This is a genomic window from uncultured Alsobacter sp., from assembly GCF_945952055.1.
In the GTDB taxonomy this organism is placed as follows: domain Bacteria; phylum Pseudomonadota; class Alphaproteobacteria; order Rhizobiales; family Beijerinckiaceae; genus Alsobacter.
The window spans coordinates 1-26561 of the sequence record NZ_CAMFHB010000049.1; the positions used below are offsets into that span (position 1 = coordinate 1).

Genomic DNA, 26561 nt, shown 5'->3' on the forward strand with positions numbered 1-26561 from the left:
CGGTGACGCCGGCGCTGCACACGCCGCTGATGTCGGTCACCAACGCGATCTCCTCGGTGATCGTGGTCGGCGCGCTGCTCGCGGTGGGCGTGGACGCGGGAGCCCCGGGCGACGACGGACCGCTCTGGGCCCGCATGCTGGGCTTCGTGGCGCTCATCCTCGCCAGCGTGAACATCTTCGGCGGCTTCCTGGTCACCCAGCGGATGCTCGCCATGTACAAGAAGAAGGGCTGAGGCCGATGAGCGCGAACGTCGCAGCCCTTCTCTACCTCGTCGCCGGCGTCCTGTTCATCATGGCGCTGCGCGGCCTGTCCTCGCCGGCCTCCAGCCGCCAGGGCAACCTGTACGGCATGGTCGGCATGGCCATCGCCATGGTCACGACGCTGATCCTGTCGCCGCCTCACGGCGTCATGGGCTGGGCCCTGCTCATCGTCGGCCTCGGCATCGGCGGCGGCGCCGGCGCGGTGGTGGCCAAGCGCATCCCCATGACGGCGATGCCGCAGCTCGTCGCGTTCTTCCATTCGCTGGTCGGCCTCGCCGCCGTGATGGTCGCCGCCGGCGCGCTGTATGCCCCGGCCGCCTTCGGCATCGGCGCGCCCGGCCAGATCCACGGGGCCAGCCTCGTGGAAATGGTGCTCGGCGTGGCCATCGGCGCCATCACGTTCACCGGCTCGGTGATCGCCTTCCTCAAGCTCGACGGACGCATGAGCGGCAAGCCGATCATGCTGCCGCAGCGCCATCTCATCAACATCGCGCTGGCGCTGCTGCTGCTGGTGCTGATCGTGATCTTCGTCCGCACCGAGAGCCACACGGTCTTCTGGCTGATCTGCCTGGCGAGCTTCCTTCTCGGTGTGCTCATCATCATCCCGATCGGCGGCGCGGACATGCCCGTCGTCGTGTCGATGCTGAACTCCTACTCGGGGTGGGCTGCGGCCGGCATCGGCTTCACGCTCGGCAACCTCGCGCTCATCATCACGGGCGCGCTGGTCGGCTCCTCCGGCGCGATCCTGTCCTACATCATGTGCAAGGGCATGAACCGCTCGTTCATCTCCGTCATCCTGGGCGGGTTCGGCGGCGAGACCGCCGCGGCCGCCTCGGGCGTGAAGGAGACGCGCCCGGTCAAGCAGGGTTCGGCCGACGACGCCGCCTTCATGATGAAGAACGCGTCGAAGGTCATCATCGTGCCGGGCTACGGCATGGCGGTCGCCCAGGCGCAGCACGCGCTGCGCGAGATGGCCGACAACCTGAAGAAGGAAGGGGTGGAGGTGAAGTACGCCATCCATCCCGTCGCCGGCCGCATGCCGGGCCACATGAACGTCCTTCTCGCCGAGGCCAACGTGCCCTACGACGAGGTGTTCGAGCTCGAGGACATCAACTCGGAGTTCTCGCAGGCCGACGTGGCCTTCGTCATCGGCGCCAACGACGTCACCAACCCCGCGGCGAAGACCGATCCGACCTCGCCGATCTTCGGTATGCCGATCCTCGACGTCGAGAGGGCCAAGACCGTGCTGTTCATCAAGCGCGGCATGGGCTCGGGCTACGCCGGCGTCGAGAACGAGCTGTTCTTCAAGGACAACACGCTGATGCTTTTCGCCGACGCCAAGAAGATGGTCGAGGACATCAACAAGGCGATGGCGCACTGAGCCGGCAGCGTCGGCAGCAGCAGTCATGGGATCGGGGCCGCCTTCGGGCGGCCCTTTTTCGTTCGAGGGGCCGGTCGTCGCGACGGCCCTGACGGCGCGCGCGTCAGTCCTTGCGGGCCAGCACCACGAGGTGCTCGACCATGGCCTGGCTGATCGCCTCGAAATTGGCGGTGAGGCTTTCGAAGGACCCGATGAAGGACAGCACGCGAGGATCCTCTTCGCCGACGCTGTTCTTGAGCGCATCGAGGAACTGCGAGTGGGCCGTGATGACGTTGGCGGTGGCGTCAAGCAGGGCGGCCGTCCGGGTGGAGAAGCCTTGCCGGTCGATATCAGGTGTCATGATGCGAAGCCCAGGCTGCAATCATGGGAGAACACCGCACGCGCAATCCTTCCGTTCGGGGGTCTTGAACCACGAGAGGTACCGTCATTATACCACTCGCGACGAAAATGAGGATCAATCCTGTAACGCCCACCGAAACATCTTGATCATCCGACGGTGACTTGTCCACCAACGACATGACAAAAGTTAATACACGCGGCTCACGGGCATTTGAATGTAAGGTCACCTAACAATCGGTGATTGCGCAACTGACAGGGACTCGTCGGCGGTCCTATACTGAATGCGAAAGCGGGGCAGGAAGAAACGCATGGCGCGGATCGATGACGATGAAATACGCGCAATGGCGTGTCTCGACCGCCTGAAGCTCCTGCTCGACCGCTATGGCCGCCGGGTGGGCACCCCTTATTTCGTCGCGCGCGGCAAGGATGAGGGCGGGCATCACCTGAGAGTGACGCTTCTGCCCGTGGCGTCCCATCGCGGCGCCGTGCCGCCGCCGCCAGCGCCGGCCAAGCGTGGCCGCGACGATCTAACCGATCTCATCTCCGAGTTCCAGACCCTGTCCGAGGTCGTCGGCGCCCAGCACCAGCAGATACTGGACCTCATCGACGTCCTGGCCGGCATGGACGCCAAGGACACGAAGCCCGCTGCCTCGAATGACGATCTCTCGGCCGTTCTGGAGGAGTACAGGGCCTCGGCCAGGCGCCAGCACCTGAGGGTGGTCCGCACCGAGCAAGAAGAGGCCAGCGACTGAAGCGCCGGCCTCCGAACCGCGGGCTGCGGGTCAAGCCAACCGATGAGCGTTGTCGCGCGCGTAGTCGGCGAGGGTCCGCCCGGGACGCCCCGAAAGGCGCTCGACCCCGTCCGTGACCGCTGCGGTCCAGCCTTCGCGAACCGGATAAAAGATCGCGGCGAGGAACGTCGCATAGGCGGACGGCACGCCGCCGGCCACGAGATTGGCAACGAACGTCGGATCGTCGGTCGGCTCGTAGCGGATCGGGCGTCCGGTCGCCTCGGACAGCACCGCCGCGGCCTCCGCGTAGGACAGGGCCGCCGGACCCGTGAGATCGATGGCCTGCCCGTCGAATTGGCTCTGGGTGAGGGCGCCGGCCGCCGCCAGCGCGATGTCCCGCGCGTCGATGAAGGCACTCCGCCCATCGGCTGCGGGAACCGCGATGCGGCCCTGACGGATGTCGTGCACCCAGAACAGGTGGAAGTTGTCGGCGAACCAGTTCGGCCGAAGGATGACGTGGGGGACGCCCGACCCCTCCAGCCTGCGCTCGACCTGTCGCAGCGGGATCGCATCGTCGGTGTTCACGCCGAAGGCGGTCTGCAGCACAACCTTGGCGCCACGCTCCACCGCCGCGTCGATGACCGGGTTCAGGACCGCGGGCGCATCGACGGTGCCTGTGGGCGCCAGGACGTAGACCGCGTCGGCACCGTCCAGCGCGGGGCCGAACGTGGCGGGGTCCGCATAGTCGAAGCGCACCGGGATGGCGCCGGCCACCGGAGATCCCTTTCGCGATGCGGCCCGCACCGTTGCGCCGGCCTCGGCAAGGGCCCGCACCAGCGGCACGCCGACATTGCCCGTGCTTCCCAGAACCAGAATGGTCTTGCTCATCGACTGCTCCCACGTTTCAAGGACGAGGTTTCTATCGGAAACCAGTTTCCGATAGAGAGCAGGTAGCCTAGGGTGAGCGGTGCCGCAAGAACGCACCGGAACGTGACCAAGTCACCGGGCGGTAACTGGAAGGAGCAGGCCATGCCTGCAGGCAAGCGCTTCGACTGCTACATGGACGGCTGTCCGACGCGCATGGTGCTCGATCGGATCGGCGACCGCTGGGCCGTCCTGATCCTCGCGCTCCTGGCGGCCGGACCGCGCCGCTTCAATCAGTTGCGAAGGGACGTTCCCGGAATCTCGGCGAAGATGCTGTCCCAGACACTGAAGGGGCTGGAACGTGACGGCCTGGTCGAGCGCGAGGTGTTCGCGACGGTGCCCGTGACGGTCGAGTACCGGATCAGCGAACTCGGCCTGACGCTGCGCGCCATCATGGCCGACCTGACGCGCTGGGCCGAGGCCAACATCGAGCGGGTGATGGAGGCCCAGCGTCGCTACGACGCGGCGGCGTAGGCGGTCAGCGGCGCAAAGGCACGTCAGGCGCCCAGACATACCCCTCGTCGTCGAGGATGTGGCACTCCCGCAGGCCATGGGGCTTGTCCATGGCGCCGGCCAGGACCGTGAAGCCGTGGGCCCGCGCCGCCGCCTGGGCCGCGTCGGGATCGCAGCCATGGAGCCGCAATTCGGCGCCGACGCCGCGGGCATCGCCGGCGGCCAGGCTTCCGTGCAGCGGATGGTCGAGATAGGTGTGGTCGGCGTGCAGCATCCACTTGGCGCCGCCATGCCTCAGCACCGCGAAGTCCGCGTCGGCATAGACCACCGCGGCGCCGAGGACCTCCCTGGCGAACACCAGGGCCCGATCCATGTCGCGGACCAGGAGGTTCACGGAGAGCCCGGACAACGTCGCCCCGTAGGCCGGGGCGGGCATGAAGGGCTCGCCCGTGCGCTTCTTCATGACCTCACGCGTCCTTCGCCATCTCGCGCAGCTTGAACTTCTGGATCTTCCCGGTCGAGGTCTTGGGAAGCTCGGTGAAGACGATGTGGCGCGGGCACTTGTAGGCGGCGAGATGCTGCCGGCACCAGGCGATCAGGTCCTCCGCCGTGGCCATGTGCTCCGGCTTGAGTTCGATGAAGGCGCAGGGCGTCTCGCCCCACCTGTCGTCGGGCTTGGCGACCACGGCCGCGGCCTGCACGGCGGGATGCTTGAACAGCGCGTCCTCGACCTCGATGGAGGAGATGTTCTCTCCGCCCGAGATGATGATGTCCTTCGAGCGGTCCTTGAGCTGGATGTAGCCGTCGGGATGCTTGACGCCGAGGTCGCCGGAGTGGAACCAGCCGCCCGCGAAGGCCTCCTGCGTCGCCTTCGGGTTCTTGAGATAGCCCTTCATCACGACGTTGCCGCGGAACATCGCCTCGCCCATGGTCTGGCCATCGGCGGGCACCGCTTCCATGGTGGCGGGATCGATGATGTCGAGGGCCTCCAGCGCGAGGTAGCGGACGCCCTGCCGCGCCTTCCTGGCGGCCTGCGCGGCCGGCTCGAGGTCGTTCCACTCCGCATGCCAGTCGTTCACCACGGCCGGCCCGTAGGTCTCCGTCAGCCCGTAGAGATGCGTGACGTTGAAGCCGGCCGCCTTCATCGCCGCCAGGACGGCTTCCGGCGGTGGCGCCGCGGCCGTGAAGAACTCGACCACGTGCGGCAGAGGCTTCTTCTCCGCGGCCGGCGCGTTGAGCAGCGTCGACATGACGATCGGCGCGCCGCACAGATGCGTCACCTTGTGCGTCGCGATGGCGTCGTACATCGCTGCGGCCCGGACCTGCCGCAGGCAGACATGGGTCCCGGCCACGACCGAGATCGACCAGGGGAAGCACCAGCCATTGCAGTGGAACATGGGCAGCGTCCACAGGTAGACGGGATGCTTGCCCATGCCGCAGGTCACGACATTGCCCTGCGCCAGCAGATACGCGCCGCGGTGATGGTAGACGACGCCCTTCGGGTTCCCCGTGGTGCCGGACGTGTAGTTGAGCGATATCGCATCCCACTCGTCGAGCGGATGGCGCCGGGCAAAGACCGGTTCTCCCTCGGACAGGAACGCCTCGTATTCGAGCTCTCCGAGCCGTTCGCCGGGGCCGGTGAACTCGGGATCGTCGTAGTCGATCACCAGTGGCTTCACCTTGGCGAGCTCGAGGGCGGGCTTCACGATCTTCGCGAACTCCCGGTCGGTGATCAGCACCTTGGCTTCGCCGTGGTCGAGGGAGAACGCGATGATGGCCGCGTCCAGCCTGGTATTGAGCGTGTTCAGCACCGCGCCGGTCATCGGCACGCCGTAGTGGCACTCCAGCATGGCGGGCGTGTTGGCGAGCATCACGGCCACCGTGTCGCCGCGTCCGATGCCGCGCCTGGCCAGCGCCGAGGCGAGACGGCAGGCGCGCGTGTGGAAGTCCTTGTAGGACCGGCGCAGCGCGCCATGGACGATCGCCGTGCGCTCCGGAAACACCTGCGCGGCCCGCTCGAGGAAGGTGAGGGGCGTCAGCGGCTGGAAATTCGCCGGATTGCGGTCCAGATCGGTGTCGTAGGGCGACGCGGCCATGAATGAGGTCCCTCCCGGTGTTGGCGGAACCCTAGAGCATGCTGCGAGAAGGTGGAATCCGGCTTTTGGCGAGAGGCATGCGTCCACGCCGACGGCCGGTGGCGATCGGACGAAGGTCCGAGGGCTCCGGACTTTTCCGTTCATCGAAAGTCGCTCTGACGCGCGACGGTCCGCAATGCTACGCAGCAGCACAATGAAGGGATGAGACACCCGTCTACCGGCAAGGGAGAGCGTCATGTCCGCAGCCACCGCCTATCACGAGACCTATGCTCGCTGGCGCAAGGAGCCGGAGGCGTTCTGGGGCGATGCTGCGTCCGCCATCGACTGGATCCGCCAGCCCGATGCCGTGTTCGATGCCGCCGAGGGGGCCTATGGCCGCTGGTTTCCCGGCGCCCTCTGCAACACCTGCTGGAACGCGGTGGACCGGCATGCCGCCTCGCGGGGCGAGCAGGCGGCGCTGATCTACGACAGCCCGGTGACGGGGGCGAAGCGCACGCTGACCTACCGGGACCTGCTCGGCGAGGTCGAGGCCCTCGGCGCCGTGCTGCAGGACATGGGCGTCGCCAAGGGCGACCGCGTCATCGTCTACATGCCGATGATCCCCGAGGCGGTGATCGCCATGCTCGCCTGCGCCCGCATCGGGGCGGTCCATTCCGTGGTGTTCGGCGGGTTCGCGGCCAAGGAACTCGCGACGCGCATCGATGATGCGAAGCCGAAGGCCATTCTCACCGCCTCCTGCGGCATCGAGCCGAACCGCGTGGTGGCCTACAAGCCGCTCCTCGACGAGGCGATCGCGCTCTCCTCCTCCAAGCCCGATGGCGTTCTGCTGTTGCAGCGCGCCCAGGCGGCCGCCGGCATGGTCGAGGGGCGGGACCTCGACTGGGCGCAGGCCGTCGCGGCGGCGAAGGCGGCGGGACGGAAGGCGCCCTGCGTTCCCGTGGCCTCGACCGACCCGCTCTACGTTCTCTACACGTCCGGGACCACCGGCAAGCCGAAGGGCGTCGTCCGCGACAATGGCGGGCACATGGTGGCTCTCGCCTGGTCGATGGCGAACATGTACGGCGCCAGGCCGGGCGAAGTCTTCTGGGCGGCGTCCGACGTCGGCTGGGTCGTGGGCCACAGCTACATCGTCTACGCCCCCCTGCTGATCGGAGCGACGACCGTGGTCTACGAGGGCAAGCCGGTCGGCACGCCCGATGCCGGTGCGTTCTGGCGGATGATCTCCGAATACGACATCCGGATCCTGTTCACGGCACCGACCGCGTTCCGGGCGATCAAGAAGGAGGATCCTCGGGCCGAACTCCTCGCACGCTACGACATGAGCCGCTTCCGGGCCCTGTTCCTGGCGGGCGAGCGGGCGGACCCGGACACCGTGGCCTGGGCCGAGCGCATCCTCGGCGTTCCCGTGATCGACCACTGGTGGCAGACGGAGACCGGCTGGCCGATCGTCGGCAACCCGCTCGGACTGGGCGGGCTGCCGGTGAAGCACGGGTCCCCGACCGTGCCGATGCCCGGCTGGGACGTGCAGGTGGTCGACGAGGGCGGCAAGCCCGTCCCGCCCAACACCATGGGATCGATCGTCGTGAAGCTGCCTCTGCCGCCCGGCGCCCTGCCGACGCTCTGGCAGGCGGACGACCGGTTCAAGGAGAGCTATCTCTCCGCCTTCCCGGGCTTCTACAACACCTCGGACGCCGGCTTCGTCGACGAGGACGGCTACCTGTTCATCATGGGGCGCACCGACGACATCATCAACGTCGCCGGCCACCGGCTCTCGACCGGGGGGATGGAAGAGGTCCTGGCGTCGCACCCGGACGTCGCCGAATGCGCCGTGATCGGCATCAAGGACGCGCTCAAGGGCGAGCAGCCCTGCGGGTTCGTGGTGCTCAAGAGCGGCGTCAACCGGTCGCCGCTCGAGATCGAGAAGGAGATCGTCCAGCTGGTGCGCGACAAGATCGGGCCCGTGGCTGCCTTCAAGATCGCGATCACCGTCAACCGGCTGCCCAAGACCCGTTCGGGCAAGATCCTGCGCGGCACGATGAAGAAGATCGCCGACGGCGACACGTGGTCAATGCCGGCCACCATCGACGACCCGGCCGTCCTCGACGAGATCGCCTCGGCGCTCCACGGCAAGGGCGTGGTCTGACGGTTGCGCGTCGCGCGGGAATCGCGACGCCCGGCGCGGCGCGAGTTCAATCGGCCGTTCGTTTCGGCAGGCTCTCCGGCATGCTTGGCTTGCGGGCGTCAGCAACCCTGCGCCCGGAGATCCGCCATGCGCCGTCTCGTCCTCGCCTTCTCGATCCTCGCGATTGCCGCCACCCCGACGCTTGCCGCCAAGCGCGAACCCTGCTCCGGCAAGAAGGGCGGGGTCGATCGCTGCGAGGCGGGCAAATTCGTCTGCAAGGATGGCTCGAAGAGCACGTCCAAGAAGGTCTGCGAGCGCTGAGGGCGCCTGCGGCGACCGCGTTGCCCGGTCAGTCGCCTCGCCACTTCCGCGCGGCTTCCTCGGAGCGGGCCCTGTCCTCGGGCTTCATGTCGCGCAAGATCTGGTCGAGGAACCCATCGGCGACACCGCGCTCGTTGGCGAGCAGGTGCCACTTCCCGGCCTCGATCAGGTTCTTCGAAACGCCGCGGCCCGAGGCGTAGAGGCGCGCCAGCCTGTTCTGCGCCACCGCATTGCCGCGCTCGGCCGCGCGCTGGAAGTAGCGGGCGGCCGCCTCCTCGTTCTTGGGGACCACGTCCCCGTTGAAGAGCATGATGCCGTAGTCGACCTGTGCCGCGGCGCTGCGGTTCGCCGCCGCGCGGGCCATCCACAGCAGCATCTCGCTGGGGTCTTTCTCGACCCCGCGCCCCTGCCTGTAGAGGAGCGCCATGGCGTACTGCGCCTCGGACTCCGAGGCATCGGCAGCGAAGCGCATGAGCGACGCCGCGCGGCGGTCGCTCTCCGGCTTGTTGTCCTCGAGGAGCAGGAGCCCCATGGCGTAGGCGGCGGCGGGAACCTTGTCGGCCGCGGTGGCGAGCAGACGGCGCCCGCCGGCGCTGTCCTTCGGCACGCCGCGGCCGTCGAGCATCTGCATCGCGAGGGCGTAGGATGCCTGGGGATCGCCCCGCTGCGAAGCCAGCCGGTACCAGTCGGCGGCCTTGCTCCAGTCCTGCCGGACGCCGAAGCCGTTGGCGTAGAGCTCGCCGATCAGGGTCATGGCCGCCGAGTCGTTCGGGTCCGCCTCGATGCGCCGGGTGGCTTCGCGAAAGGCCGTCAAATACAGCCCGCGCTGGTAGGCGGCGTAGGCGAAGTCGACGTCGGGACGGGTGCTCGCCTCCGGGGCCTGCAGTTCGGCGGGGGCGGCCGGAGGCGCCAGGGACTGAGGCGCCGTCGGGGAGGCAGGCGTTCCCGTCTGGGCTCTGGCGAGCCCCGCGAGGAGCAGAAGGCCGGCGGCCGCGAGACCTGCCCGACGTCTCATCGCTCGATCACGGGAGCCGCCTCGATCGCGGCCAGCGCCTCGCGCACACCCGCCTCCGGTCCATCCGGATGGTTGAAGACGGCGTCACCGACGGCGACGAACTCGCACCCGGTGGCCGCCATCGGCTCGACGCCCTCGAGGCTTTCGACATGGGCGACGCAGGGGGTCTCGAAGACTTCCGCCCACCATCCGGCCCGCTCGAGGACGGCGGGGAAGGGCGGTGCGGTGCCATCGCGACGGGGTTCGCCGAACATCACGTAATCGACGCCGGCCTCCGCCGCTTCCATCGCATCGTGCCGGGCCCGCAGGCCCCCGACACCCACGATGCGTTCCTGCGGCCGGAGCGTCTCCAGCGCGTCACGAAGGCCTTCCAGCCCGGTGAGGTGAACGCCGTCGGCGCCGGACCGGGCGACCAGGGCCGGTGCGTCCTCCAGCAGCACGGCGGAGCCGTGCTCCTGCGCCACCGGGACGATCGGCTTGAGAAGCTTGATCACCGTGCGGTCGTCCAGCCGGGGAAGGCGGACGATGATCGCGTCGATGCGACCGCCGCGGGCGGCCGCGGCAAGCTGGTCGGCGAGCGCGCCCGGCCACTCCGCCCCTTCGGAGGGGGCGGGGGTGACGAGCACCAGGCGGGCGCGTTCGCTCATGTCGATGCCTCGAAGAATCGGCGCAGGATTACTCTGCCGCCTTCGCCGTGGCAAAGGTCGGATCGAGCTTTCCGGCCGAATAAAGCTTCGCCATGTCGGCGAGCGTGTGGATGCGGCCGATCTTCGACGCCTTGCCGGCGGTGCCGAACTCCTCGAGCCGCTGCTTGCACAGCTTGGTCATGGCGTCCATGGCGGGCTTGAGATACTTGCGCGGGTCGAACTCGCCGGCATGCTCGGAGAGCACCTTGCGGATCTGGCCGGTCATGGCCATGCGGTTGTCCGTGTCGATGTTGATCTTGCGGACGCCGTTCTTGATGCCGCGCTGGATTTCCTCGACCGGAACGCCCCAGGTCTGGGGCATCTTGCCGCCGTACTGGTTGATGATGTCCTGGAGATCCTGCGGGACCGAGGACGAACCGTGCATCACGAGATGCATGTTCGGCAGCAGCCGGTGGATTTCCTCGATGACGTGCATCGCCAGGATCGCGCCGTCGGGCTTGCGCGAGAACTTGTAGGCGCCGTGCGACGTGCCCATGGCGATCGCCAGCGCATCCACCTTGGTGGCCCGCACGAACTCGACGGCCTCCGCCGGGTTGGTCAGCAACTGGTCGTGCGAGAGCTTGCCCTCGGCGCCGTGGCCGTCTTCCTTGTCGCCCATGCCCGTTTCGAGCGAGCCCAGAACGCCCAGCTCGCCCTCGACCGAAATGCCGCCCAGATGGGCCATGTCGACCACCTTGCGGGTGACGCCGACATTGTACTCCCAGTCGCCGGGGGTCTTGCCGTCTTCCTTCAGCGAGCCGTCCATCATGACCGAGGTGAAGCCGGCCTGGATGGCGGTCATGCAGGTCGCGGCGTTGTTGCCATGATCGAGGTGCACGCAGACGGGGATGTGCGGGTAGATCTCGGTGACCGCGTCCATCATGTGCTTCAGCATGATGTCGTTGGCGTACTGGCGGGCGCCGCGCGAGGCCTGGATGATGACCGGCGCATCGACGGCGTCGGCGGCCGACATGATCGCCAGCGCCTGTTCCATGTTGTTGATGTTGAAGGCCGGAACGCCGTAGCCGTGCTCGGCGGCGTGATCGAGAAGCTGCCTCAGCGTGATGCGTGCCATCGTGGTCTCCCTCGGCTCCCTGGGTGCCGTCCCCTATACAACCGCGGCCCTGACTAGAGCATTTTCATCTGCGGCAAAATCACCCGGAAGGCAAAGTCCTTCGCCCAGGCTCTCGTTCCTTCGACGAACTCAAGTCAACCTTACCGACGGAAACAAGGCCGGGCCGCGCGTGAGTAACGCGCGGCTGGGGCGGGATTGGGGCATCGCGCCAGGCGGCGCCCCGTGCGGAGCTCCCGCATCGGGGCCGCATCGGTCACTCCGAGCTTTCGAGCGCCGTGAGCCTGCGGTCGAGCTCGGCGATCTCGAGCGACCATTGCCCCGCCATCGCCTTGCCCATGAAGATCAGGCCGGAAACCTCGGCGGAGTGCCGCCTTCCGACCCCCTCGAGCCTGTCCAGGCTCTCGTCCATCGCGTCGAACCGGCGGTGGATCATGTCGAGCCGGGCCACCGTCTCCTGCCGCATGGCGGCCAGTTCGGCTTCGATGCGCGCAAGACTGTCGCGCTCGGACGTACCCGCAAGGCCGGTCATGCAGTGCTCCTGAAAAACGAGGTTCTGAAACACTGCAAGACTAGACGCGACCCGATGTCGCTTCAAGAACGAAAAGCGAACATTCTCACCGCTTGCGCAGAACCTCGACCCCCGGCAGCGGCTTTCCCTCGAGCCATTCGAGGAAGGCACCGCCCGCCGTGGACACGTAGGAGAAGTCGTCGGCCACGCCCGCATGGTTGAGCGCCGCGACGGTATCGCCGCCCCCCGCCACCGACAGGAGCTTGCCCGCGCTCGTCAACCGTGCCGCCTCGCGGGCTACCGCCACCGTGCCGGCATCGAAGGGCGCCAGTTCGAAGGCACCGAACGGCCCGTTCCACACCAGGGTGCTCGCCGCGGCGAGCCGCGCGGCGACCGTCGCGACGGAGACGGGTCCGATGTCGAGGATCATCTCGTCGGACCCGACCGCGTCGACCGACACGACCTTGTTGGCCGCGTGGGCCTTGAATTCGCCCGCCACCACCGCATCCACCGGCAGGACGATGTCGCACTTGGCCTGCGCGGCCGTTTCCAGGATCGACCGGGCGGTGTCCAGCAGATCCTTCTCGCACAGCGACTTGCCGACGGCCTTGCCCTGCGCGGCCAGGAACGTGTTGGCCATGCCGCCGCCGATCACCAGGATGTCGACCTTCTTCACGAGGTTGCCGAGGAGTTCGAGCTTGGTCGAGACCTTGGCGCCGCCCACCACGGCCAGGACCGGCCGCTTCGGCGCCTCGAGCGCCTTCGACAGCGCCTCCACCTCCTGCTGCATGGTGCGGCCCGCATAGGCGGGGAGCACGTGGCCCAAGCCCTCCGTCGAGGCGTGCGCACGATGGGCCGCGGAGAACGCGTCGCTGACCCAGACGTCGCCGTTGGCCGCGAGCGCCTTCACGAAGGCCGGATCGTTCTTCTCCTCCTCCTTGTGGAAGCGGGTGTTCTCCAGGCAGAGCACGTCGCCCGGCTTCATGGCGTCGACCGCGGCCTTGGCGGCGTCTCCGATGCAGTCGTCGGCGAAGGCCACCGGCCGGCCGAGATGCGCGGCGAGGGCCTGGGCGACCGGCGCCAGCGTCTCCTTGTGATCGCGTCCCTTCGGCCGGCCGAAATGCGCCAGCAGGATCACCTTGCCCTTCTTGTCCGCGATTTCGCGGATCGTCGGCAGGATCCGCTCGATCCGGGTCGCGTCGGTGACCTTGCCGTCCTCCATGGGGACGTTGAGGTCCACGCGCAGCAGCACGCGCTTGTTGGCGAGGTCGGCGTCGTCGAGGGTGCGGAAGGCTGTCATCTCAATCCAAATCTCACGAGGGCTACACCGGCGCCCCATGTAGCAATCAGGGCGACAACAAGCATCCACCACGTTGGCAGCATCGCGATGCGACCGCGCAATTCCGCGACGTCTGATCTCATGACGGCCATATCGGACCTGATCGCCGTCAGATCTGCAGATTTCGGCAGTTGTGCAACGGTGCCTTCAATCCTTGCGCACATCACCTCGAGCCGCTGGAGCGAGGCTTCTTGGCGTTCGGACCGCGTTTCCAGGGCCTTGAGGCGCATCTCGATCATCGGATCCTCGGCGGCGATCATGGCATCCTCGAAACGTTCGGGTGAAAAGCGATCCTTGAAACAGGAGCCATGATAGCAACCCGGTCAGAAAAAATGAATGCGCGGCCGTGCCGGCGTGAAAACGAAAACGGCGCCGTCCGTGAGGACGACGCCGTTGGAAGACCGTAAAACCGCGCTGCGCGTCAGATCAGCTTGCCGAGGGCGACGGCCGTGTCGGACATGCGGTTCGAGAAGCCCCACTCGTTGTCGTACCAGGACAGGATCGACACCAGCGTGCCCTCCATGACCTTGGTCTGGTCCATGTGGAAGATGGACGAGTGGCTGTCGTGGTTGAAGTCGATCGAGACGTTCTTGTCGTTGGTGTAGCCGAGCACGCCCTTCAGCGGGCCGTCGGCCGCCGCCTTGATGGCCGCGTTGATCTCGTCCTTCGACGTCGCGCGCTTGGCGATGAACTTCAGGTCCACGACCGACACGTTCGGGGTCGGCACGCGCAGGGCGAAGCCGTCGAGCTTGCCGTTGAGCTCCGGCAGCACCAGGCCCACGGCCTTGGCCGCGCCGGTCGAGGTCGGGATCATCGACAGCGCGGCGGCGCGGCCGCGGTAGAGATCCTTGTGCATCGTGTCGAGCGTCGGCTGGTCGCCCGTGTAGGAATGGATCGTCGTCATCATGCCGCGCTCGATCCCGACCGCGTCGTGCAGGACCTTGGCGACCGGGGCGAGGCAGTTCGTCGTGCACGACGCGTTGGAGATGACGAGGTGATCCTTCGTCAGCTTGTCGTGGTTCACGCCGAAGACGACCGTGAAGTCGGCGCCGTCGGCCGGGGCCGAGACGATGACGCGCTTGGCGCCAGCGGTGAGGTGGGCCGCGGCCTTGTCGCGGGCCGTGAAGATGCCCGTGCACTCCATGGCGATGTCGACGCCGAGGTCGCGGTGGGGGAGGGTGGCCGGATCCTTGATCGCGGTCACCTTGATCGGCCCGCGGCCGACATTGATCGTGTCGCCCTCGACCGTGACCGTCGCCGGGAAGCGGCCATGCACCGAGTCGTAGCGCAGCAGGTGGGCGTTGGTCTCGACCGGCCCGAGGTCGTTGATCGCCACGACCTCGATGTCGGTGCGACCGGACTCGATGATGGCACGAAGCACGTTGCGGCCGATGCGACCGAACCCGTTGATGGCTACACGAACCGCCATGGCTTTCTCCTCACGTCATCCTGGAACACCGGCAAACGCGGCGCTCGTCGCCGCGTTGCGTCGAAAACGACAATCGCGCCCTAGAGGCGGGCTGCCGCCTGCTCGGCCACGGCCTCGGCCGTGATCCCGAAGTGCTTGTAGAGCTCCTTGTAGGGCCCGCTGGCGCCGAAGCCGGTCATGCCGACGAAGATGCCGTCCGACCCGACGATCTGGTCCCATCCCATCCGCACGCCGGCCTCGATGGCGACCTTCACCGGCGCGTCGCCGACGACGGCCGAACGGGAGGCCGCGGGCTGGCTGGCGAAGAGCTCCATGCACGGAACCGACACGACACGCGCCGCGATCCCGCGTTCCGCAAGGAGCTTGTGGGCCGCAACGGCGATCTCGACCTCGGATCCGGAGGCGAAGAGGCTCACCTGCGCCTCGCCGCCTGCGGCGGCGACGATCTCGTAGGCGCCGGCCGCCGAGCGGTTCTGCGCCGACCCGTCGGTCCGGAAGGGGACGAGGTTCTGGCGGGTGAGGGCGAGCACGCTCGGAGCGCCCTGCGATTCCAGCGCGAGCTGCCAGCATTCCGCCGTCTCGACCGGGTCCGCGGGGCGGAACACGAGCAGGTTGGGCATGGCCCGCAAGGCGGCGAGATGCTCGACCGGCTGGTGCGTGGGGCCGTCCTCGCCCAGGCCGATCGAGTCATGGGTCATGACGAAGATCGACCGGATGCCCATCAGCGCGGCGAGGCGGATCGCCGGACGGCAATAGTCCGTGAACACCATGAAGGTGGCGCCCGCCGGGATCAGGCCGCCGTGCAGGGCGATGCCGTTCATGGCCGCGGCCATGCCGTGCTCGCGGATGCCGTAGTGGATGTAGCGGCCGGCGAGCGTGCCGGGCTGAACCACCGCGAGGTTCTTCGTCTTGGTGTTGTTGGAGGGCGTCAGGTCGGCCGACCCGAGGACCAGCTCGGGCACCGCCTCGGTCACCACCTCGAGGACCAGCTCCGACGCCTTGCGGGTGGCGATGGTCTGCGGCTCGGCGGACAGCTTGGCCTTCAGGCCTGCGACCGCGGCCGGGAACGACTGCGGCAACGCTCCCGCCATGCGCCGCTCGAATTCGGCGCGCTGCGCCGGATCCAGCGCTGCGAGCCGCTTCTCCCAGGCGGAGCGCGCGTCGCGCGACCGCGCACCCGCCTCGCGCCACACGGCCAGGACGTCCGACGGCACGGAGAAGGGTTCCGGCGACAGGTTGAGCGCAAGCTTGGCGCCGGCGAGTTCCTCGGCGCCCAGGGGCTCGCCATGGGCCTTGGAGGTGCCGGCCCGCTTGGGGGCACCGTAGCCGATGATGGTCTTGCAGGCGATGAGGCTCGGACGGTCCGAGGCCTGCGCACGCTCGATGGCGGCGGCGAGCGCCTCGGCATCGTGGCCGTCGACGCGCTCGGCCCGCCAGCCGGCGGCCTCGAAGCGCTTCACCTGGTCTACGCTGTCGGACAGCGACAGCGGCCCGTCGATGGAGATGCCGTTGTCGTCGAAGAGCACCGTGAGACGCGACAGGCGCAGGTGGCCGGCGAGGGCGATCGCCTCCTGGGAGATGCCCTCCATCAGGTCGCCGTCCGAGGCCAGCACGTAGGTGCGGTGATCGACGATCTGCGAGCCGAACTCGGCCGCCAGGATGCGCTCGGCCAGCGCCATGCCCACGGCCGTGGCGATGCCCTGCCCGAGAGGACCGGTCGTGGTCTCGACACCGGGCGTGTGGCGGAATTCAGGGTGCCCGGGCGTGAGTGAGCCCAGCTGGCGGAAGCGCTTGAGCTCGTCGAGCGTCACGGCCTCGTAGCCGGTGAGATGCAGCAACGCGTACAGCAGCATCGAGCCGTGGCCGGCCGACAGCACGAAGCGGTCGCGGTCGGCCCAGCCGGGATTCTGCGGATCGAACTTCAAGAACCGCGTGAAAAGGACCGTCGCGATGTCGGCGGCGCCCATGGGCAGGCCAGGATGGCCGGACTTCGCCTTTTCGACCGCATCCATGGACAGGCTGCGGACTGCATTGGCGAGCGCGACGTGATGTTCGCGAAAAGTCATGATCGAAGGCCCCAAAAAGGTTGGCGGACTGATAACACCTCGCCGGGTCGAGTCAATTGATCCACTCGGCGGACGCCCACTCGCGTGCCGCGCCACCCGTCCGCGCGTCCGTTCCGGCACGAGGATAGGGCGGACTTTGCGTCCTCCCGATGACGTCGACGAATACAGGACCGGCCGGCACGCCGCGGGCGACTCTTGCCGCAGCCTGTGAAAGCATTCTTGTCCGTCCGCCGGACAGTATCGCCAGCAACTCTCACGTAAGGCGGGCAGTTGTGACGAATATCAACTTCACGTGTCGCTGTGCATGATGTTTGAGTCACCATTGACGCCTCCCTTAAGCAGGCGATAAATGTTTAGCGACAACGCTCTGGAGGGGCTGTGATTCTGAAGGGTGCGCTGGCCGCCGTACACCACGATGGCATCGGCGAGGTTGACTTGAACTCTGCTGTCGTCGACCAGGCGCTTGCTCGCCTGGGCGCCGCGCTCGGCGTCCTCGAGGCCGCTGCCTCGCGCCGGCTCGAGGCTGAACGCTCGAAGAGTTCCCTGGAGACCGAACTGGCCCTCATGCAGGACGACCGCGCCCGGCTGGCCGTCGAGCTCGATGGCGCGCTGGCCCGTGCCGGCCGCCTGGACGCGACCGTCGAAGAACTGGCCCGCCGGATCGATCGCGCCATTCACAACGTCCGTGGCGTCCTCGATGGCGATGCCGGCCCCGGCCAAGAAGAAACCTAGGGAAAGCCCGCTCCATGGCCCAGGTCACGGTCACCATCGCCGAGAAGGTCTATCGCATCGCTTGCGACGATGGGCAGGAGGATCACCTGCGCAGTCTCGCCGCCGAGGTGGACGGCAAGATCGGCCAGATGCGCCAGACCTTCGGCGAAATCGGCGACAACAGGCTGACGGTGATGGCGGCCATCACGTTCGTCGACGAGCGCGAGGAACTGCGCGCGCGCATCGCCGCCCTCGAGACGGAGGTCGCCCGCCTGGGCGAGGCGAGGCAACTCGTCGAGGAGGCGGTCGGGCGGACCGAGCGGGACGTGGCGGCGGCCGTCATGGATGCCGCGCAGCGGATCGAGGCCGTGGCCCAGCGGCTGGCCTCGCCCGCCGCGGCCTGACGGACCCTACGCCGTTGAGCTCGCCGCACCGCTTCACGCTGCGCGTTTACTACGAAGACACGGATTTTTCCGGCGTGGTCTATCACGCCTCCTATCTGCGTTTCCTCGAGCGCGGGCGCACCGAGTTCATCCGCGATATCGGCATCGACCAGGCCGCGCTCCACCGCGACGAGGCCTTCGCGTTCATGGTCCGGCGCATGACCATCGACTGGCTGCGCCCGGCGCGGATGGACGACGTCCTGGTCGTGGAGTGCGAGCCCTTGCGCCTGAAGGGCGCGTCGCTCGACCTCGCTCAGCGCGTCATGCGCGGCGACGAAGTGCTCCTGACCGCCCAGGTCCTGGTGGCTGGAGTTGTGGCGGGACGTCCCGCACGCCTTCCTCGTGTGCTCGCCGAACGCCTTTCGGCCTTCGCAAGCGCGGCAAGCGACGGCACGACCAGCGAATTGAGCCGGGCGTAACCCTCCATTAACCCTGACGAGGCCTTAACTCGTCCCTGAGAGTGCTCGGATCCCGGGGAGACCCGGCCCGCGCCCTTGTTTCGCCGGATTCGGACGCGACTGACACGTGCTCTGCCGACAGGTGTCCGACCCGCGTCCGGGAAATGCCCCGGCGGCCAGGCCGTGCGCCGACGCAAGACGGCGTCGCAGGACGAAAGGATCATGCCGATGAACCCGACCGACGTCGTCACGCAGGGCCTTGGTGCCGCAGGGGGAGAGATCTCCCTGATGTCGATGTTCTGGGGCGCGCACTTCGTCGTCAAATTCGTGATGCTCGGCCTCCTGGCAGCCTCCGTCTGGTGCTGGGCCATCATCGTCGACAAGACGCTGCTGTTCGCCCGCACCCGCAAGGCCATGGACCGCTTCGAGGAGGTCTTCTGGTCGGGCCAGTCCCTGGAGGAGCTCTACCGCGTGCTCGCCGACCGGCCGACGGCCAACATGGCGGCGGTGTTCGTGGCGGCCATGCGCGAGTGGAAGCGCTCATTCGAGGGGCCGAGCCGCTCGGTCATGGGCCTGAGCCAGCGCATCGACAAGGTGCTCGACGTTTCGATCCAGCGCGAGGTGGAGCGGCTGGAATCCAAGCTGCTGGTGCTGGCCACCATCGGGTCATCGGCGCCGTTCATCGGCCTTTTCGGCACGGTGTGGGGCATCATGACGTCGTTCCGCTCGATCGCGGCCTCCAAGAACACGTCGCTCGCCGTCGTGGCGCCCGGCATCGCCGAGGCGCTCTTCGCCACCGCCATAGGCCTCTTCGCCGCCATTCCGGCGGTCATCGCCTACAACAAGCTGCAGGCCGAGGCGGCCAAGCAGCAGGGCCGCCTGGAAGGGTTCGCCGACGAGTTCTCCGCGATCCTGTCGCGGCAGATCGACGAACGCATCGCAGCCTGACCCCGACGAGGAGCCGATCCCCGTGGCCATGAGCACAGCCGCCGCAGGCACACAAGGGCGCCGCCGTCGAGGCGGGCGCCGCCACCGCCCGATGTCCGAGATCAACATGACGCCGTTCATCGACGTCATGCTGGTGCTCCTCATCATCTTCATGGTGGCCGCGCCGCTTCTCACGGTGGGCGTGCCCCTTGACCTGCCGCAGACCACCGCAGCGGCGCTCAACGTCGACAAGCAGCCGCTCAAGGTGTCCGTGGCCAAGGACGGCAAGATCTATCTCATGGAGACGCCCATCAAGCTGGACGAGATCGTGCCGAAGCTGCAGGCCGTCGCCAAGACGGGTCAGGAAGAGCGCATCTACGTCTTCGGCGACGACACGATCGCCTATGGCCGGGTGGCCGAGGTCATGGCCACCATCACGGCCGCCGGTTACAAGCGCGTCGCGCTCGTGACGGCGCCGGCCCAGAAGAAGTGACCAGGGCGGCAGGACCGGAACGGTGATCAGCCTTCCCCGCGTCAGGATCGATTGGACGGAACCGGGCATCGTCGTGTCCGGCGCGGCCCACGTCGCCCTGCTGCTCGCCGCGGTCATCTCGTTCTCCGACACGAAGCCCTTCGACGACGCCCAGGAGGCGGTCGCGGTCGAGGTGCTGTCCCCCAGCCAGTTCTCGCAGATCACCAAGGGTGAGCAGACGGCGAAGGAGGTCAGGCCCGAGCCCAAGCCGCGCGCCGACAAGGTCGCCGACGCCCAGGAGACCAAGCCCGAGGCGGTGGAGCTGAAGCGCGACGTGCCGGCGCCCCCGCCGCGTCCGCAGGAGACGCCGCCCGAGCCCAAGCCCGTCGCGCTGCCGACGCCGCCGCAGCGGCCCAAGGACGTTCAGGACGACCAGAAGGCGAAGGCTGAGGCGGACGCACGCGCCAAGGCGGAGGCCGACAAGGCGGCAGCCGCCGCCGCGGCATCGGCGGCCAAGGCCGAGGCCGCGGCAAAGGCCAAGGCTGAAGCCGACGCCCAGGCCAAGGCGGAAGCGGCGCGCGAGGAGGCCGAGGCCCTGGAGAAGGCGCGTGCCGCCAAGGCGCAGGCCGAAGCGAAGGCGCGGGCCGAAGCCGCGGCGAAGGCCAAGGCGGACGCCGAAGCCAAGGCTCGGGCCGAAGCCGAGGCCGAGCAGAAGCGCAAGGAGGCGGAACTCGCCCGCCAGAAGGCCGCCGAGGCGCAGAAGCTGGCGGCCTTGGCCGAACAGACCAAGGAGCCGCCCAAGCCGGCCGCTCCCAAGCCCGTGCAGCCCAAGCCCGACTCCAAGTTCGACGTCGCCAACATCGAAAAGCTCCTGACCTCGAAGGAGGCGCCGCAGCAGGCGCCCTCGACGGCCAAGGAGGTGAACCGCACCGCGTCGCTGGGTGCCCCGCGCGCCACCGGCGTGAAGCTCTCGCCGTCGCAGCGCGACGGCCTGTCGGCCCTCATCCAGGAGCAGATCGCACGGTGCTGGAGCCCGCCGGCGGGGCTGTCGAATGGCGACATGGCCAAGCCGCGCATCCGTATCCAGATGAACGCGGACGGAACGCTCGGTGCCGAGCCCGCGCTCATCAACTCCTCCAACGATCCGAGCTTCCGCCCGCTCGCCGAAAGCGCCATGCGTGCCGTGAAACGTTGCGCGCCGTTCCGCATTCCTCCCCAGTACGCCGCTGCCTTCGAGGATTGGCGGGACTGGACGCTGATTTTCGACCCGAAGGAGATGCTCTGACATGGAAATGTCGAACCTCTCCCCCACATGGGCACCTACGCCCGTTTTCCCGAATTGACCGACCACGGCAGGACCGATGTTGCGCAAGCCCTCCCTGATCCGTCCCGACCGCCGCCTCGTTCTCGCCGGGCTCGCGGCCCTGGCCGTTCCCGCGCCGGCGCGCGCCGAACTCGTGATCACCATCGACCGCGGCAACTTCCAGCCGCTGCCGATCGCGATCACCGACTTCGGCGGATCCGACCCCAACCTCGGCACGCAGATCTCGGGCGTGATCACCAACAACCTGCGGCGCAGCGGCGTGTTCACGCCCATCGACAAGAAGGCCTTCGTCGAGAAGGTGTCGAGCCCCGACGTGGCCCCCAATTTCGAGAGCTGGAAGGTGATCAACGCCCAGGCGCTGGTGACCGGCCGCATCACGAAGGACCCGTCCGGGCGCCTCAAGGCCGAGTTCCGCCTGTGGGACGTGCTGGCGGGCCAGCAGCTGACCGGCCAGCAGTATTTCACGGACCCCAACAACTGGCGGCGCGTCGCCCACATCATCTCCGACGCGATCTACTCGCGGCTGACCGGCGACAAGGGGTTCTTCGACAGCCGTGTCGTCTTCGTCGACGAGACCGGCCCCAAGGACAACCGCAAGAAGCGGCTCGCCCTGATGGACCAGGACGGCGCCAATGTCCGCTACCTGACCCGCGGCGACGATCTCGTCGTCACGCCGCGCTTCTCGCCCAACAGCCAGGAAGTGACCTACATGTCCTTCGGGGCGGGCGACCCCAAGGTCTACCTGCTCAACATCGAGACCGGGCAGCGCGAGGTCGTCGGCAACTTCCCGGGCATGACCTTCTCGCCGCGCTTTTCACCGGACGGCCAGAAGATCGTGATGAGCCTGTCGCAGGGCGCCTCGTCCAACATCTTCGTCATGGACCTGCGCTCGCGCACGACGACGCGCCTCACCGACACCAACGCGATCGACACGTCGCCGTCCTATTCGCCCGACGCCGGCCAGATCGTGTTCGAATCCGACCGGGGCGGCCAGCAGCAGATCTACCTGATGAGCGCGGGCGGTGGCGCCGCCAAGCGCATCTCCTTCGGCGAAGGCCGCTACTCGACCCCGGTCTGGTCGCCGCGCGGCGACTACATCGCCTTCACCAAGCAGAAGGGCGGCACCTTCGCCATCGGCATCATGAAGCCGGACGGCTCGGGTGAACGCATCCTGACCGAAGGCTTCCACAACGAAGGGCCCACCTGGGCCCCCAACGGCCGCTACCTGATGTTCTTCCGGGACGCGGGTGGCAGCTCGGGCGCGCGCATCTTCATGGTGGACACCACCGGGCGCGTCGAGCAGCCCGTGCCGTCGCCCTCGTTCGCCTCGGACCCCGCCTGGTCGCCGCTGCTGAACTGAGCGGCCGGCGGGTCCTGCGTCCTCCGACGCGCCCGCCCCGCAGGCTGCTCAGAGCCTGTGAACCTTTTGGCGGTCCAGTGAGCACCTCCCTCTCCGCGTCATGGCCGGGCTTGGCCCGGCCACCCACGACTTTCGCGCGGTCCCGGCAAAGTCGTGGATGCCCGGGCCAAGCCCGGGCAGGACGGCGGAGAGATGGCTGCGCGCTGGAAAAGTCAGATGCAACGCCGCACCGGGAATTGACTCTCACCCTCCGAGCAGCCGCCGCAGGCGGCGTGTCGAAGGACGCAGGACCGTTCCGTGCCTCGCCTCAGGCCCGGGCGCCGATGCGCTGGAGGCCGGCGCGGGCGGCGGCGTTGCCCTGGTCGATCGTGAGCGCGCGCTGGTAGTTCTCCTGCGCCTTGGCCCGGTCGCCCTTGCGCTCCCAGGCGAGGCCGAGGCCGGCCCAGCCGTCCGCGCTGCGGTTGTCGACGTTGAGGCCCGCGTTGAAGTCCTCGATCGCCTGGTCCAGCTTGCCGGTCACGACCAGGCTCTGTCCGCGCGCCAGATACGGCGCCGCGGCGAAGGGATCGCGGTCGATGGCGGCGTCGAAGTCGTTGATGGCCTGCGGGTGCTGGCCCTGGCGCTGATAGATCAGGCCGCGCGCATGGTAGGGCTGCGCCGATTCCGGGCTCAGGCGGATGGCCTGGGACAGGTCGGCGAAGGCCTCGTTGAAGCTGTTCTGCGCGCGGTAGAGGTTGGCGCGGCCGAGATAGGCCGGCCCGTAGTTCGGATCCGCCTGGACCGCGCGGTTGAAATCGACCAGCGCCTGGTCGTTGCGGCCCGTCTGGCGAAGCGCCAGGGCGCGGTTGGTGTAGGCCGCCGCCAGGCCCGGATTGATCTCGACCGCCTTGGTGAAATCGCCGATCGCGTCGCTGAAGCGGCCGATGCGGGCGTAGGCGGCGCCACGGGTGTTGTAGGCGTTGGCATCGTTCGGGCTCGCCTTGATCACCTCGGTGAGCGACGAGATGTTGGTCTGCTGCGCGCCCGACCGGTCTTCCGTGATCTCGGCCACCCCGGCGCCGGCTCCGCCGCGCGACACGGTCTCGCATCCCGCCAGGAGCGTCGCCGCCACCACCATCATCAGGGCGGCCGTGCCGCGGCGCGGGAGGGTCGGAAGGGTCGGCAAGTGGGTCGCCTGTCGCATCTGAAGTCCACTCCGGGTTCGTGTTCGCCCCGCTGGTCCGGCCTTTGGCCTCGCCGGAAAATGGGGCGAAAAACAGGAAGCGCCCAACGACCGTGAGGTCGGGGCGCCGTGTGGCCTTCGCCGTCAGGTCGCGGCCTTGGCCGCGAACCAGGTCAGCGCGCGGCGACCTTCGGCTTCGGGGCCGGCAGCAGGCCTTCGCGCTGGGCGCGCTTGCGGGCGAGCTTGCGAGCACGGCGAACGGCCTCGGCCTTTTCGCGAGCGCGCTTCTCGGACGGCTTCTCGTAATGACCCCTGAGCTTCATCTCCCGGAAGATGCCTTCACGCTGCATCTTCTTCTTGAGAGCCTTCAGAGCCTGGTCGACATTGTTGTCACGAACGAGAACCTGCACGCGTCGTTTCCCGGTTGCCTGTGTTCATGGGGACGTCCAACTCGCGCAGGTGCGAGCGGACAGAGCGAGGTCTGCTAGCAGAAACTCCGGGGCATGTCCACGACGAAGCTGCGGATTCTCCCGCAAACACCGAAGTTTCCCGTCCTAGCCGGGAAAAACGCGCGTGGCATGCCCCATCTTCCGACCCGGCCGGGCTTCGGCCTTGCCGTAGAGGTGCAGATGGAGGCCGGGCTCCGCCACCAGGCGTTCCCACCCGTCGGCCTCGTCTCCGATGATGTTGGACATCTCGATCCGCCCGAGGCGCCGGGCCGATCCGAGGGGCCATCCGGCCACCGCGCGGACGTGCTGCTCGAACTGTGACGTCTCGGCACCCTCGATCGTCCAGTGTCCCGAATTGTGAACCCGCGGCGCGATCTCGTTGATGAGCACGCGCTCGCCGTCCGGCCCGGCGAGCACGAACATCTCCACCGCCAGGACGCCCACATAGTCGAGCGCCGTCGCGATGCGGGCGGCGTGCTCGATGGCCGCGTGCGCGGCCGTTCCACCCAGCGTCGCCGGCAGGCGCGTCGCCGCCAGGATGTGGTGGCGGTGCTCGTTCTCGCAGACGTCGTAGGCCACCACGTCGCCGCTGGCCCCGCGCGCCGCGATCACCGAGACCTCGCGCAGGAAGGGCACGAAGGCCTCCAGGATCGACGGCTGCCGCCCCACCGCCTCCCAGGCCTGGGACAGGTCGGTCTCGGGCCGGATGAGGGTCTGGCCCTTTCCGTCGTAGCCGAAGCGGCGGGTCTTCAGGACGCAGGGGCGGCCGAGCGCCGCCACGGCGGCCTCGAGCGTCGCGAGGTCGTCCACCGCCGCGAAGCCCGGCGTGGGCAGACCGATCGCGTTGATGAAGGTCTTCTCCTGGATCCGGTCCTGCGTCACCGCGAGGGCGCGCGGCCCCGGCAGGACGGGAACGCGGGCGGCCAGGAAGGCGGCCGTCTCGGCCGGCACGTTCTCGAACTCGTAGGTGACCACGGACACGGCGGCGGCGAAGGCGGCGAGGGCGGCCTCGTCGTCGTAGGCGGCCACCGTGTGCGCGCCGGCCACCTCGAAGGCGGGGTTGTCGCCGGCGGGCGCGAAGACGTGGACCTTCAGCCCGAGCGGCGCGGCCGCGAGCGCGAGCATGCGCGCGAGCTGGCCGCCGCCGAGGATGCCGATGGTGGCGCCGGGCTTCAGCATGTCAGCTCTCGTCGACGGGGCGTTCGGCGACGGCCGCGGTCTGCCGGGCCCGATAGGCCTCGAGCCGCTCCGTGAGCGCCGGGTCGCCGAGCGCCAACACGGCGGCCGCCAGCAGCCCCGCGTTGACCGCCCCGGCGCGGCCGATGGCCAGCGTGCCCACCGGAATGCCGGCCGGCATCTGCACGATCGACAGCAGGCTGTCCTGGCCCGAGAGGGCCTTCGATTCCACCGGAACGCCGAAGACCGGCAGGCTGGTGAGGGCCGCGGCCATGCCCGGCAGGTGCGCCGCACCGCCGGCGCCGGCCACGACGACCTTGAAACCCTTGGCGCGGGCGCCCTTCGCGAACGCGAAGAGCCGGTCCGGCGTCCGGTGCGCAGAGACAATCAGCGTCTCGTGCCCGACGCCGAGTTCGTCGAGCACCGCGGCCGCGTGGCGCATCGTCGCCCAGTCGGACTGGCTGCCCATGATGATGGCCACAGGCTTTTCGCCCGACATCCGTGCCTCCGTTTGACCGGTTCGCCGGCCCGCCGATAAAAAAGAGCGCGGAGTATAGTTTGCGGCCGACGCGGTGCAAGGCGCCTGCGGCGGTCCCGCACAGGACACGGCAAGGACCCGGCTTGAGCAGCGCTGACGCCCTGGGAGCGCCATCGGAAACGGCGGATGCCGGCGATGTCGAGGAACTGCGGGCGGCCCTGGCCGAGGCCAAGGCCCGCATCGTCCAACTCGAGACGCTGGCCCATGTCGACGAGCTCACCGGGCTCTTGAACCGGCGAGGGTTCCGCCGCGAGATCGAGCGGGCCGCGTCCTACTCGCAGCGCTACGACGTGGCCGTGGTGCTGGTGATGATCGACCTCGACGGCTTCAAGGCCATCAACGACACCCACGGCCACCCGGCCGGCGACGCGGCGCTGGTGCACGTGGCCAAGCTCCTGTCCTCCAGCGTCCGCGCGTCCGACATCGTGGCCCGTCTCGGCGGGGACGAGTTCGCACTGCTGCTGTGGCACGCGGACATGGCGGCCGCCGCGGGCGCCATGATCAAGCTGCAGGCCAAGCTCGGCGCCTCTCCCCTGATGTTCGACGGTGCGCAGATCGGGGTGCGGGCCAGCGTCGGCCTGTCCGCCCTGACCGCCACCCGCCCGATCGAGGAGGCCATCGCCGAGGCCGACCGTCATCTCTATGCGGCCAAGCAGTACCGTCACGCGGGGGGCCAGGAGCCCGGCCAGCCGGGCGGCCGTTGATTTCAGGGATTGCCGGCCCGCCGGGCGGTCGTTGCGTGAGAGCGCGTGAAGCTCTGCCAGTCCAGCTTGCTTCCCCCTCTCCGCGTCCTGGCCGGGCTCGGCCTGGCCATCCACGACTTCAGGATGGCCCCGGCAAAGTCGTGGATGCCCG

General features: G+C 68.4%; 30 protein-coding genes. 14 read left to right on the forward strand and 16 right to left on the reverse strand.

Translation table 11 applies throughout. The features are described 5' to 3' along the window. Positions 1–233 (forward strand): proton-translocating transhydrogenase family protein (locus Q0Q47_RS25525; RefSeq protein WP_293866875.1); only part of this gene is annotated, 233 nt, incomplete at its 5' end. A gap of 5 nt (positions 234–238) precedes the next feature. Next, complete coding sequence (locus tag Q0Q47_RS25530) at positions 239–1642, forward strand: NAD(P)(+) transhydrogenase (Re/Si-specific) subunit beta (RefSeq protein ID WP_293866878.1); 1404 nt, start codon at positions 239–241, stop codon at positions 1640–1642. A gap of 103 nt (positions 1643–1745) precedes the next feature. Here the strand turns inward: Q0Q47_RS25530 and Q0Q47_RS25535 are convergent, their stop codons facing one another. Beyond that, complete coding sequence (locus Q0Q47_RS25535) at positions 1746–1982, reverse strand: hypothetical protein (RefSeq protein WP_293866881.1); 237 nt, start codon at positions 1980–1982, stop codon at positions 1746–1748. Positions 1983–2289: 307 nt separating this feature from the next. On the opposite strand from Q0Q47_RS25535, the gene Q0Q47_RS25540 reads away from it, so the two are divergent. Then, positions 2290–2733, forward strand: coding sequence for a hypothetical protein (locus Q0Q47_RS25540; RefSeq protein ID WP_293866884.1), 444 nt, complete (start codon positions 2290–2292; stop codon positions 2731–2733). A 30-nt stretch (positions 2734–2763) separates the two neighbouring features. Here Q0Q47_RS25540 and Q0Q47_RS25545 read toward each other — a convergent pair whose 3' ends face one another. Then, a complete protein-coding gene (locus tag Q0Q47_RS25545) occupies positions 2764–3600 on the reverse strand; it encodes an NAD(P)H-binding protein (RefSeq protein ID WP_293866887.1) in 837 nt (278 codons plus the stop codon). Between the two features lie 141 nt (positions 3601–3741). Here Q0Q47_RS25545 and Q0Q47_RS25550 point away from each other — a divergent pair, with 141 nt between their 5' ends. After that, positions 3742–4110, forward strand: coding sequence for a helix-turn-helix domain-containing protein (locus tag Q0Q47_RS25550; protein ID WP_293866890.1), 369 nt, complete (start codon positions 3742–3744; stop codon positions 4108–4110). Positions 4111–4114: 4 nt separating this feature from the next. Here the strand turns inward: Q0Q47_RS25550 and Q0Q47_RS25555 are convergent, their stop codons facing one another. Together Q0Q47_RS25555 and Q0Q47_RS25560 are read right to left on the reverse strand one after the other, a co-directional pair. Beyond that, positions 4115–4552, reverse strand: coding sequence for a VOC family protein (locus Q0Q47_RS25555; protein ID WP_293866893.1), 438 nt, complete (start codon positions 4550–4552; stop codon positions 4115–4117). Positions 4553–4556: 4 nt separating this feature from the next. Then, positions 4557–6185 (reverse strand): acyl-CoA synthetase, encoded by a 1629-nt coding sequence (locus tag Q0Q47_RS25560; protein WP_293866896.1) that lies wholly within the window; start codon positions 6183–6185, stop codon positions 4557–4559. A gap of 235 nt (positions 6186–6420) precedes the next feature. Between Q0Q47_RS25560 and Q0Q47_RS25565 the strand changes: the two genes are divergently transcribed. Beyond that, positions 6421–8328, forward strand: coding sequence for a propionyl-CoA synthetase (locus Q0Q47_RS25565; protein WP_293866899.1), 1908 nt, complete (start codon positions 6421–6423; stop codon positions 8326–8328). Positions 8329–8454: 126 nt separating this feature from the next. Continuing rightward, the gene (locus Q0Q47_RS25570) at positions 8455–8628 is read left to right on the forward strand and encodes a hypothetical protein (protein ID WP_293866902.1); all 174 of its coding nucleotides are present in this window, start codon (positions 8455–8457) and stop codon (positions 8626–8628) included. 28 nt (positions 8629–8656) lie between these two features. Here the strand turns inward: Q0Q47_RS25570 and Q0Q47_RS25575 are convergent, their stop codons facing one another. From Q0Q47_RS25575 to tkt, 8 genes are all read right to left on the reverse strand, one after another. Then, positions 8657–9643, reverse strand: a complete 987-nt coding sequence (locus Q0Q47_RS25575) for a tetratricopeptide repeat protein (RefSeq protein WP_293866905.1) — start codon at positions 9641–9643, stop codon at positions 8657–8659. Next, complete coding sequence (locus Q0Q47_RS25580; RefSeq protein ID WP_293866908.1) at positions 9640–10290, reverse strand: thiamine phosphate synthase; 651 nt, start codon at positions 10288–10290, stop codon at positions 9640–9642. Before Q0Q47_RS25580 ends, Q0Q47_RS25575 begins: the two co-directional genes overlap by 4 nt. 28 nt (positions 10291–10318) lie before the next feature. Continuing rightward, complete coding sequence (fba, locus tag Q0Q47_RS25585) at positions 10319–11404, reverse strand: class II fructose-bisphosphate aldolase (RefSeq protein ID WP_293866911.1); 1086 nt, start codon at positions 11402–11404, stop codon at positions 10319–10321. Between the two features lie 253 nt (positions 11405–11657). Then, positions 11658–11933, reverse strand: coding sequence for a hypothetical protein (locus Q0Q47_RS25590; RefSeq protein WP_293866913.1), 276 nt, complete (start codon positions 11931–11933; stop codon positions 11658–11660). An 85-nt stretch (positions 11934–12018) separates the two neighbouring features. Further along, a complete protein-coding gene (gene pgk, locus Q0Q47_RS25595) occupies positions 12019–13212 on the reverse strand; it encodes a phosphoglycerate kinase (RefSeq protein WP_293866915.1) in 1194 nt (397 codons plus the stop codon). Next, complete coding sequence (locus tag Q0Q47_RS25600; RefSeq protein WP_293866917.1) at positions 13209–13511, reverse strand: hypothetical protein; 303 nt, start codon at positions 13509–13511, stop codon at positions 13209–13211. Before Q0Q47_RS25600 ends, pgk begins: the two co-directional genes overlap by 4 nt. Before the next feature lie 161 nt (positions 13512–13672). Beyond that, the gene (gap, locus tag Q0Q47_RS25605) at positions 13673–14680 is read right to left on the reverse strand and encodes a type I glyceraldehyde-3-phosphate dehydrogenase (RefSeq protein WP_293866919.1); all 1008 of its coding nucleotides are present in this window, start codon (positions 14678–14680) and stop codon (positions 13673–13675) included. 80 nt (positions 14681–14760) lie between these two features. Next, on the reverse strand, positions 14761–16746 hold the full coding sequence (gene tkt / locus Q0Q47_RS25610) for a transketolase (RefSeq protein WP_293866923.1): 1986 nt from the start codon (positions 16744–16746) through the stop codon (positions 14761–14763). Between the two features lie 378 nt (positions 16747–17124). On the opposite strand from tkt, the gene Q0Q47_RS25615 reads away from it, so the two are divergent. The 7 genes from Q0Q47_RS25615 to tolB all read left to right on the forward strand — a co-directional run bounded on the left by Q0Q47_RS25615 (position 17125) and on the right by tolB (position 22381). Continuing rightward, positions 17125–17478 carry a DUF4164 domain-containing protein gene (locus Q0Q47_RS25615; protein ID WP_367278316.1) on the forward strand — a complete coding sequence of 118 codons (354 nt, stop codon included), beginning with the start codon at positions 17125–17127 and terminating at the stop codon, positions 17476–17478. Between the two features lie 14 nt (positions 17479–17492). Continuing rightward, positions 17493–17861: a cell division protein ZapA gene (locus Q0Q47_RS25620; protein WP_293866926.1), complete on the forward strand. Its 369-nt coding sequence runs from the start codon at positions 17493–17495 to the stop codon at positions 17859–17861. 14 nt (positions 17862–17875) lie between these two features. Then, positions 17876–18319 carry a tol-pal system-associated acyl-CoA thioesterase gene (gene ybgC / locus Q0Q47_RS25625; RefSeq protein WP_293866929.1) on the forward strand — a complete coding sequence of 148 codons (444 nt, stop codon included), beginning with the start codon at positions 17876–17878 and terminating at the stop codon, positions 18317–18319. 207 nt (positions 18320–18526) lie between these two features. Then, complete coding sequence (gene tolQ, locus Q0Q47_RS25630) at positions 18527–19246, forward strand: protein TolQ (protein ID WP_293866932.1); 720 nt, start codon at positions 18527–18529, stop codon at positions 19244–19246. A gap of 28 nt (positions 19247–19274) precedes the next feature. Then, complete coding sequence (locus tag Q0Q47_RS25635) at positions 19275–19718, forward strand: biopolymer transporter ExbD (protein WP_293866935.1); 444 nt, start codon at positions 19275–19277, stop codon at positions 19716–19718. Between the two features lie 22 nt (positions 19719–19740). Next, a complete protein-coding gene (tolA, locus tag Q0Q47_RS25640; protein WP_293866938.1) occupies positions 19741–20982 on the forward strand; it encodes a cell envelope integrity protein TolA in 1242 nt (413 codons plus the stop codon). A gap of 76 nt (positions 20983–21058) precedes the next feature. Continuing rightward, positions 21059–22381, forward strand: coding sequence for a Tol-Pal system beta propeller repeat protein TolB (gene tolB / locus Q0Q47_RS25645; protein ID WP_293866941.1), 1323 nt, complete (start codon positions 21059–21061; stop codon positions 22379–22381). Between the two features lie 307 nt (positions 22382–22688). Here tolB and Q0Q47_RS25650 read toward each other — a convergent pair whose 3' ends face one another. The 4 genes from Q0Q47_RS25650 to purE all read right to left on the reverse strand — a co-directional run bounded on the left by Q0Q47_RS25650 (position 22689) and on the right by purE (position 25667). Then, on the reverse strand, positions 22689–23501 hold the full coding sequence (locus tag Q0Q47_RS25650; RefSeq protein ID WP_293867023.1) for a tetratricopeptide repeat protein: 813 nt from the start codon (positions 23499–23501) through the stop codon (positions 22689–22691). 215 nt (positions 23502–23716) lie between these two features. Beyond that, positions 23717–23953 carry a 30S ribosomal protein S21 gene (gene rpsU / locus Q0Q47_RS25655; protein WP_254743751.1) on the reverse strand — a complete coding sequence of 79 codons (237 nt, stop codon included), beginning with the start codon at positions 23951–23953 and terminating at the stop codon, positions 23717–23719. A 144-nt stretch (positions 23954–24097) separates the two neighbouring features. After that, on the reverse strand, positions 24098–25171 hold the full coding sequence (locus Q0Q47_RS25660) for a 5-(carboxyamino)imidazole ribonucleotide synthase (RefSeq protein WP_293866949.1): 1074 nt from the start codon (positions 25169–25171) through the stop codon (positions 24098–24100). A gap of 1 nt (position 25172) precedes the next feature. Continuing rightward, positions 25173–25667, reverse strand: a complete 495-nt coding sequence (purE, locus tag Q0Q47_RS25665; protein ID WP_293866952.1) for a 5-(carboxyamino)imidazole ribonucleotide mutase — start codon at positions 25665–25667, stop codon at positions 25173–25175. A gap of 122 nt (positions 25668–25789) precedes the next feature. Between purE and Q0Q47_RS25670 the strand changes: the two genes are divergently transcribed. Further along, positions 25790–26410, forward strand: a complete 621-nt coding sequence (locus Q0Q47_RS25670; RefSeq protein ID WP_293866955.1) for a GGDEF domain-containing protein — start codon at positions 25790–25792, stop codon at positions 26408–26410. The last annotated feature ends 151 nt before the right edge of the window (positions 26411–26561 follow it).

Excerpts from the sequence above, each read along its gene's own strand:
- Q0Q47_RS25555 (WP_293866893.1), bottom strand. The coding sequence starts at position 4,552 with ATGAAGAAGCGCACGGGCGAGCCCTTCATGCCCGCCCCGGCCTACGGG.
- Q0Q47_RS25660 (WP_293866949.1), bottom strand. The coding sequence starts at position 25,171 with ATGCTGAAGCCCGGCGCCACCATCGGCATCCTCGGCGGCGGCCAGCTC.
- Q0Q47_RS25540 (WP_293866884.1), top strand. The coding sequence starts at position 2,290 with ATGGCGCGGATCGATGACGATGAAATACGCGCAATGGCGTGTCTCGAC.
- Q0Q47_RS25545 (WP_293866887.1), bottom strand. The coding sequence starts at position 3,600 with ATGAGCAAGACCATTCTGGTTCTGGGAAGCACGGGCAATGTCGGCGTG.
- Q0Q47_RS25600 (WP_293866917.1), bottom strand. The coding sequence starts at position 13,511 with ATGATCGCCGCCGAGGATCCGATGATCGAGATGCGCCTCAAGGCCCTG.
- Q0Q47_RS25580 (WP_293866908.1), bottom strand. The coding sequence starts at position 10,290 with ATGAGCGAACGCGCCCGCCTGGTGCTCGTCACCCCCGCCCCCTCCGAA.
- Q0Q47_RS25590 (WP_293866913.1), bottom strand. The coding sequence starts at position 11,933 with ATGACCGGCCTTGCGGGTACGTCCGAGCGCGACAGTCTTGCGCGCATC.
- Q0Q47_RS25535 (WP_293866881.1), bottom strand. The coding sequence starts at position 1,982 with ATGACACCTGATATCGACCGGCAAGGCTTCTCCACCCGGACGGCCGCC.
- purE (WP_293866952.1), bottom strand. The coding sequence starts at position 25,667 with ATGTCGGGCGAAAAGCCTGTGGCCATCATCATGGGCAGCCAGTCCGAC.
- Q0Q47_RS25575 (WP_293866905.1), bottom strand. The coding sequence starts at position 9,643 with ATGAGACGTCGGGCAGGTCTCGCGGCCGCCGGCCTTCTGCTCCTCGCG.
- Q0Q47_RS25570 (WP_293866902.1), top strand. The coding sequence starts at position 8,455 with ATGCGCCGTCTCGTCCTCGCCTTCTCGATCCTCGCGATTGCCGCCACC.
- fba (WP_293866911.1), bottom strand. The coding sequence starts at position 11,404 with ATGGCACGCATCACGCTGAGGCAGCTTCTCGATCACGCCGCCGAGCAC.
- tolQ (WP_293866932.1), top strand. The coding sequence starts at position 18,527 with ATGAACCCGACCGACGTCGTCACGCAGGGCCTTGGTGCCGCAGGGGGA.
- Q0Q47_RS25635 (WP_293866935.1), top strand. The coding sequence starts at position 19,275 with ATGAGCACAGCCGCCGCAGGCACACAAGGGCGCCGCCGTCGAGGCGGG.
- Q0Q47_RS25550 (WP_293866890.1), top strand. The coding sequence starts at position 3,742 with ATGCCTGCAGGCAAGCGCTTCGACTGCTACATGGACGGCTGTCCGACG.
- tolB (WP_293866941.1), top strand. The coding sequence starts at position 21,059 with ATGTTGCGCAAGCCCTCCCTGATCCGTCCCGACCGCCGCCTCGTTCTC.
- Q0Q47_RS25560 (WP_293866896.1), bottom strand. The coding sequence starts at position 6,185 with ATGGCCGCGTCGCCCTACGACACCGATCTGGACCGCAATCCGGCGAAT.
- pgk (WP_293866915.1), bottom strand. The coding sequence starts at position 13,212 with ATGACAGCCTTCCGCACCCTCGACGACGCCGACCTCGCCAACAAGCGC.
- Q0Q47_RS25565 (WP_293866899.1), top strand. The coding sequence starts at position 6,421 with ATGTCCGCAGCCACCGCCTATCACGAGACCTATGCTCGCTGGCGCAAG.
- gap (WP_293866919.1), bottom strand. The coding sequence starts at position 14,680 with ATGGCGGTTCGTGTAGCCATCAACGGGTTCGGTCGCATCGGCCGCAAC.
- Q0Q47_RS25650 (WP_293867023.1), bottom strand. The coding sequence starts at position 23,501 with ATGATGGTGGTGGCGGCGACGCTCCTGGCGGGATGCGAGACCGTGTCG.
- Q0Q47_RS25530 (WP_293866878.1), top strand. The coding sequence starts at position 239 with ATGAGCGCGAACGTCGCAGCCCTTCTCTACCTCGTCGCCGGCGTCCTG.
- tkt (WP_293866923.1), bottom strand. The coding sequence starts at position 16,746 with ATGACTTTTCGCGAACATCACGTCGCGCTCGCCAATGCAGTCCGCAGC.
- Q0Q47_RS25620 (WP_293866926.1), top strand. The coding sequence starts at position 17,493 with ATGGCCCAGGTCACGGTCACCATCGCCGAGAAGGTCTATCGCATCGCT.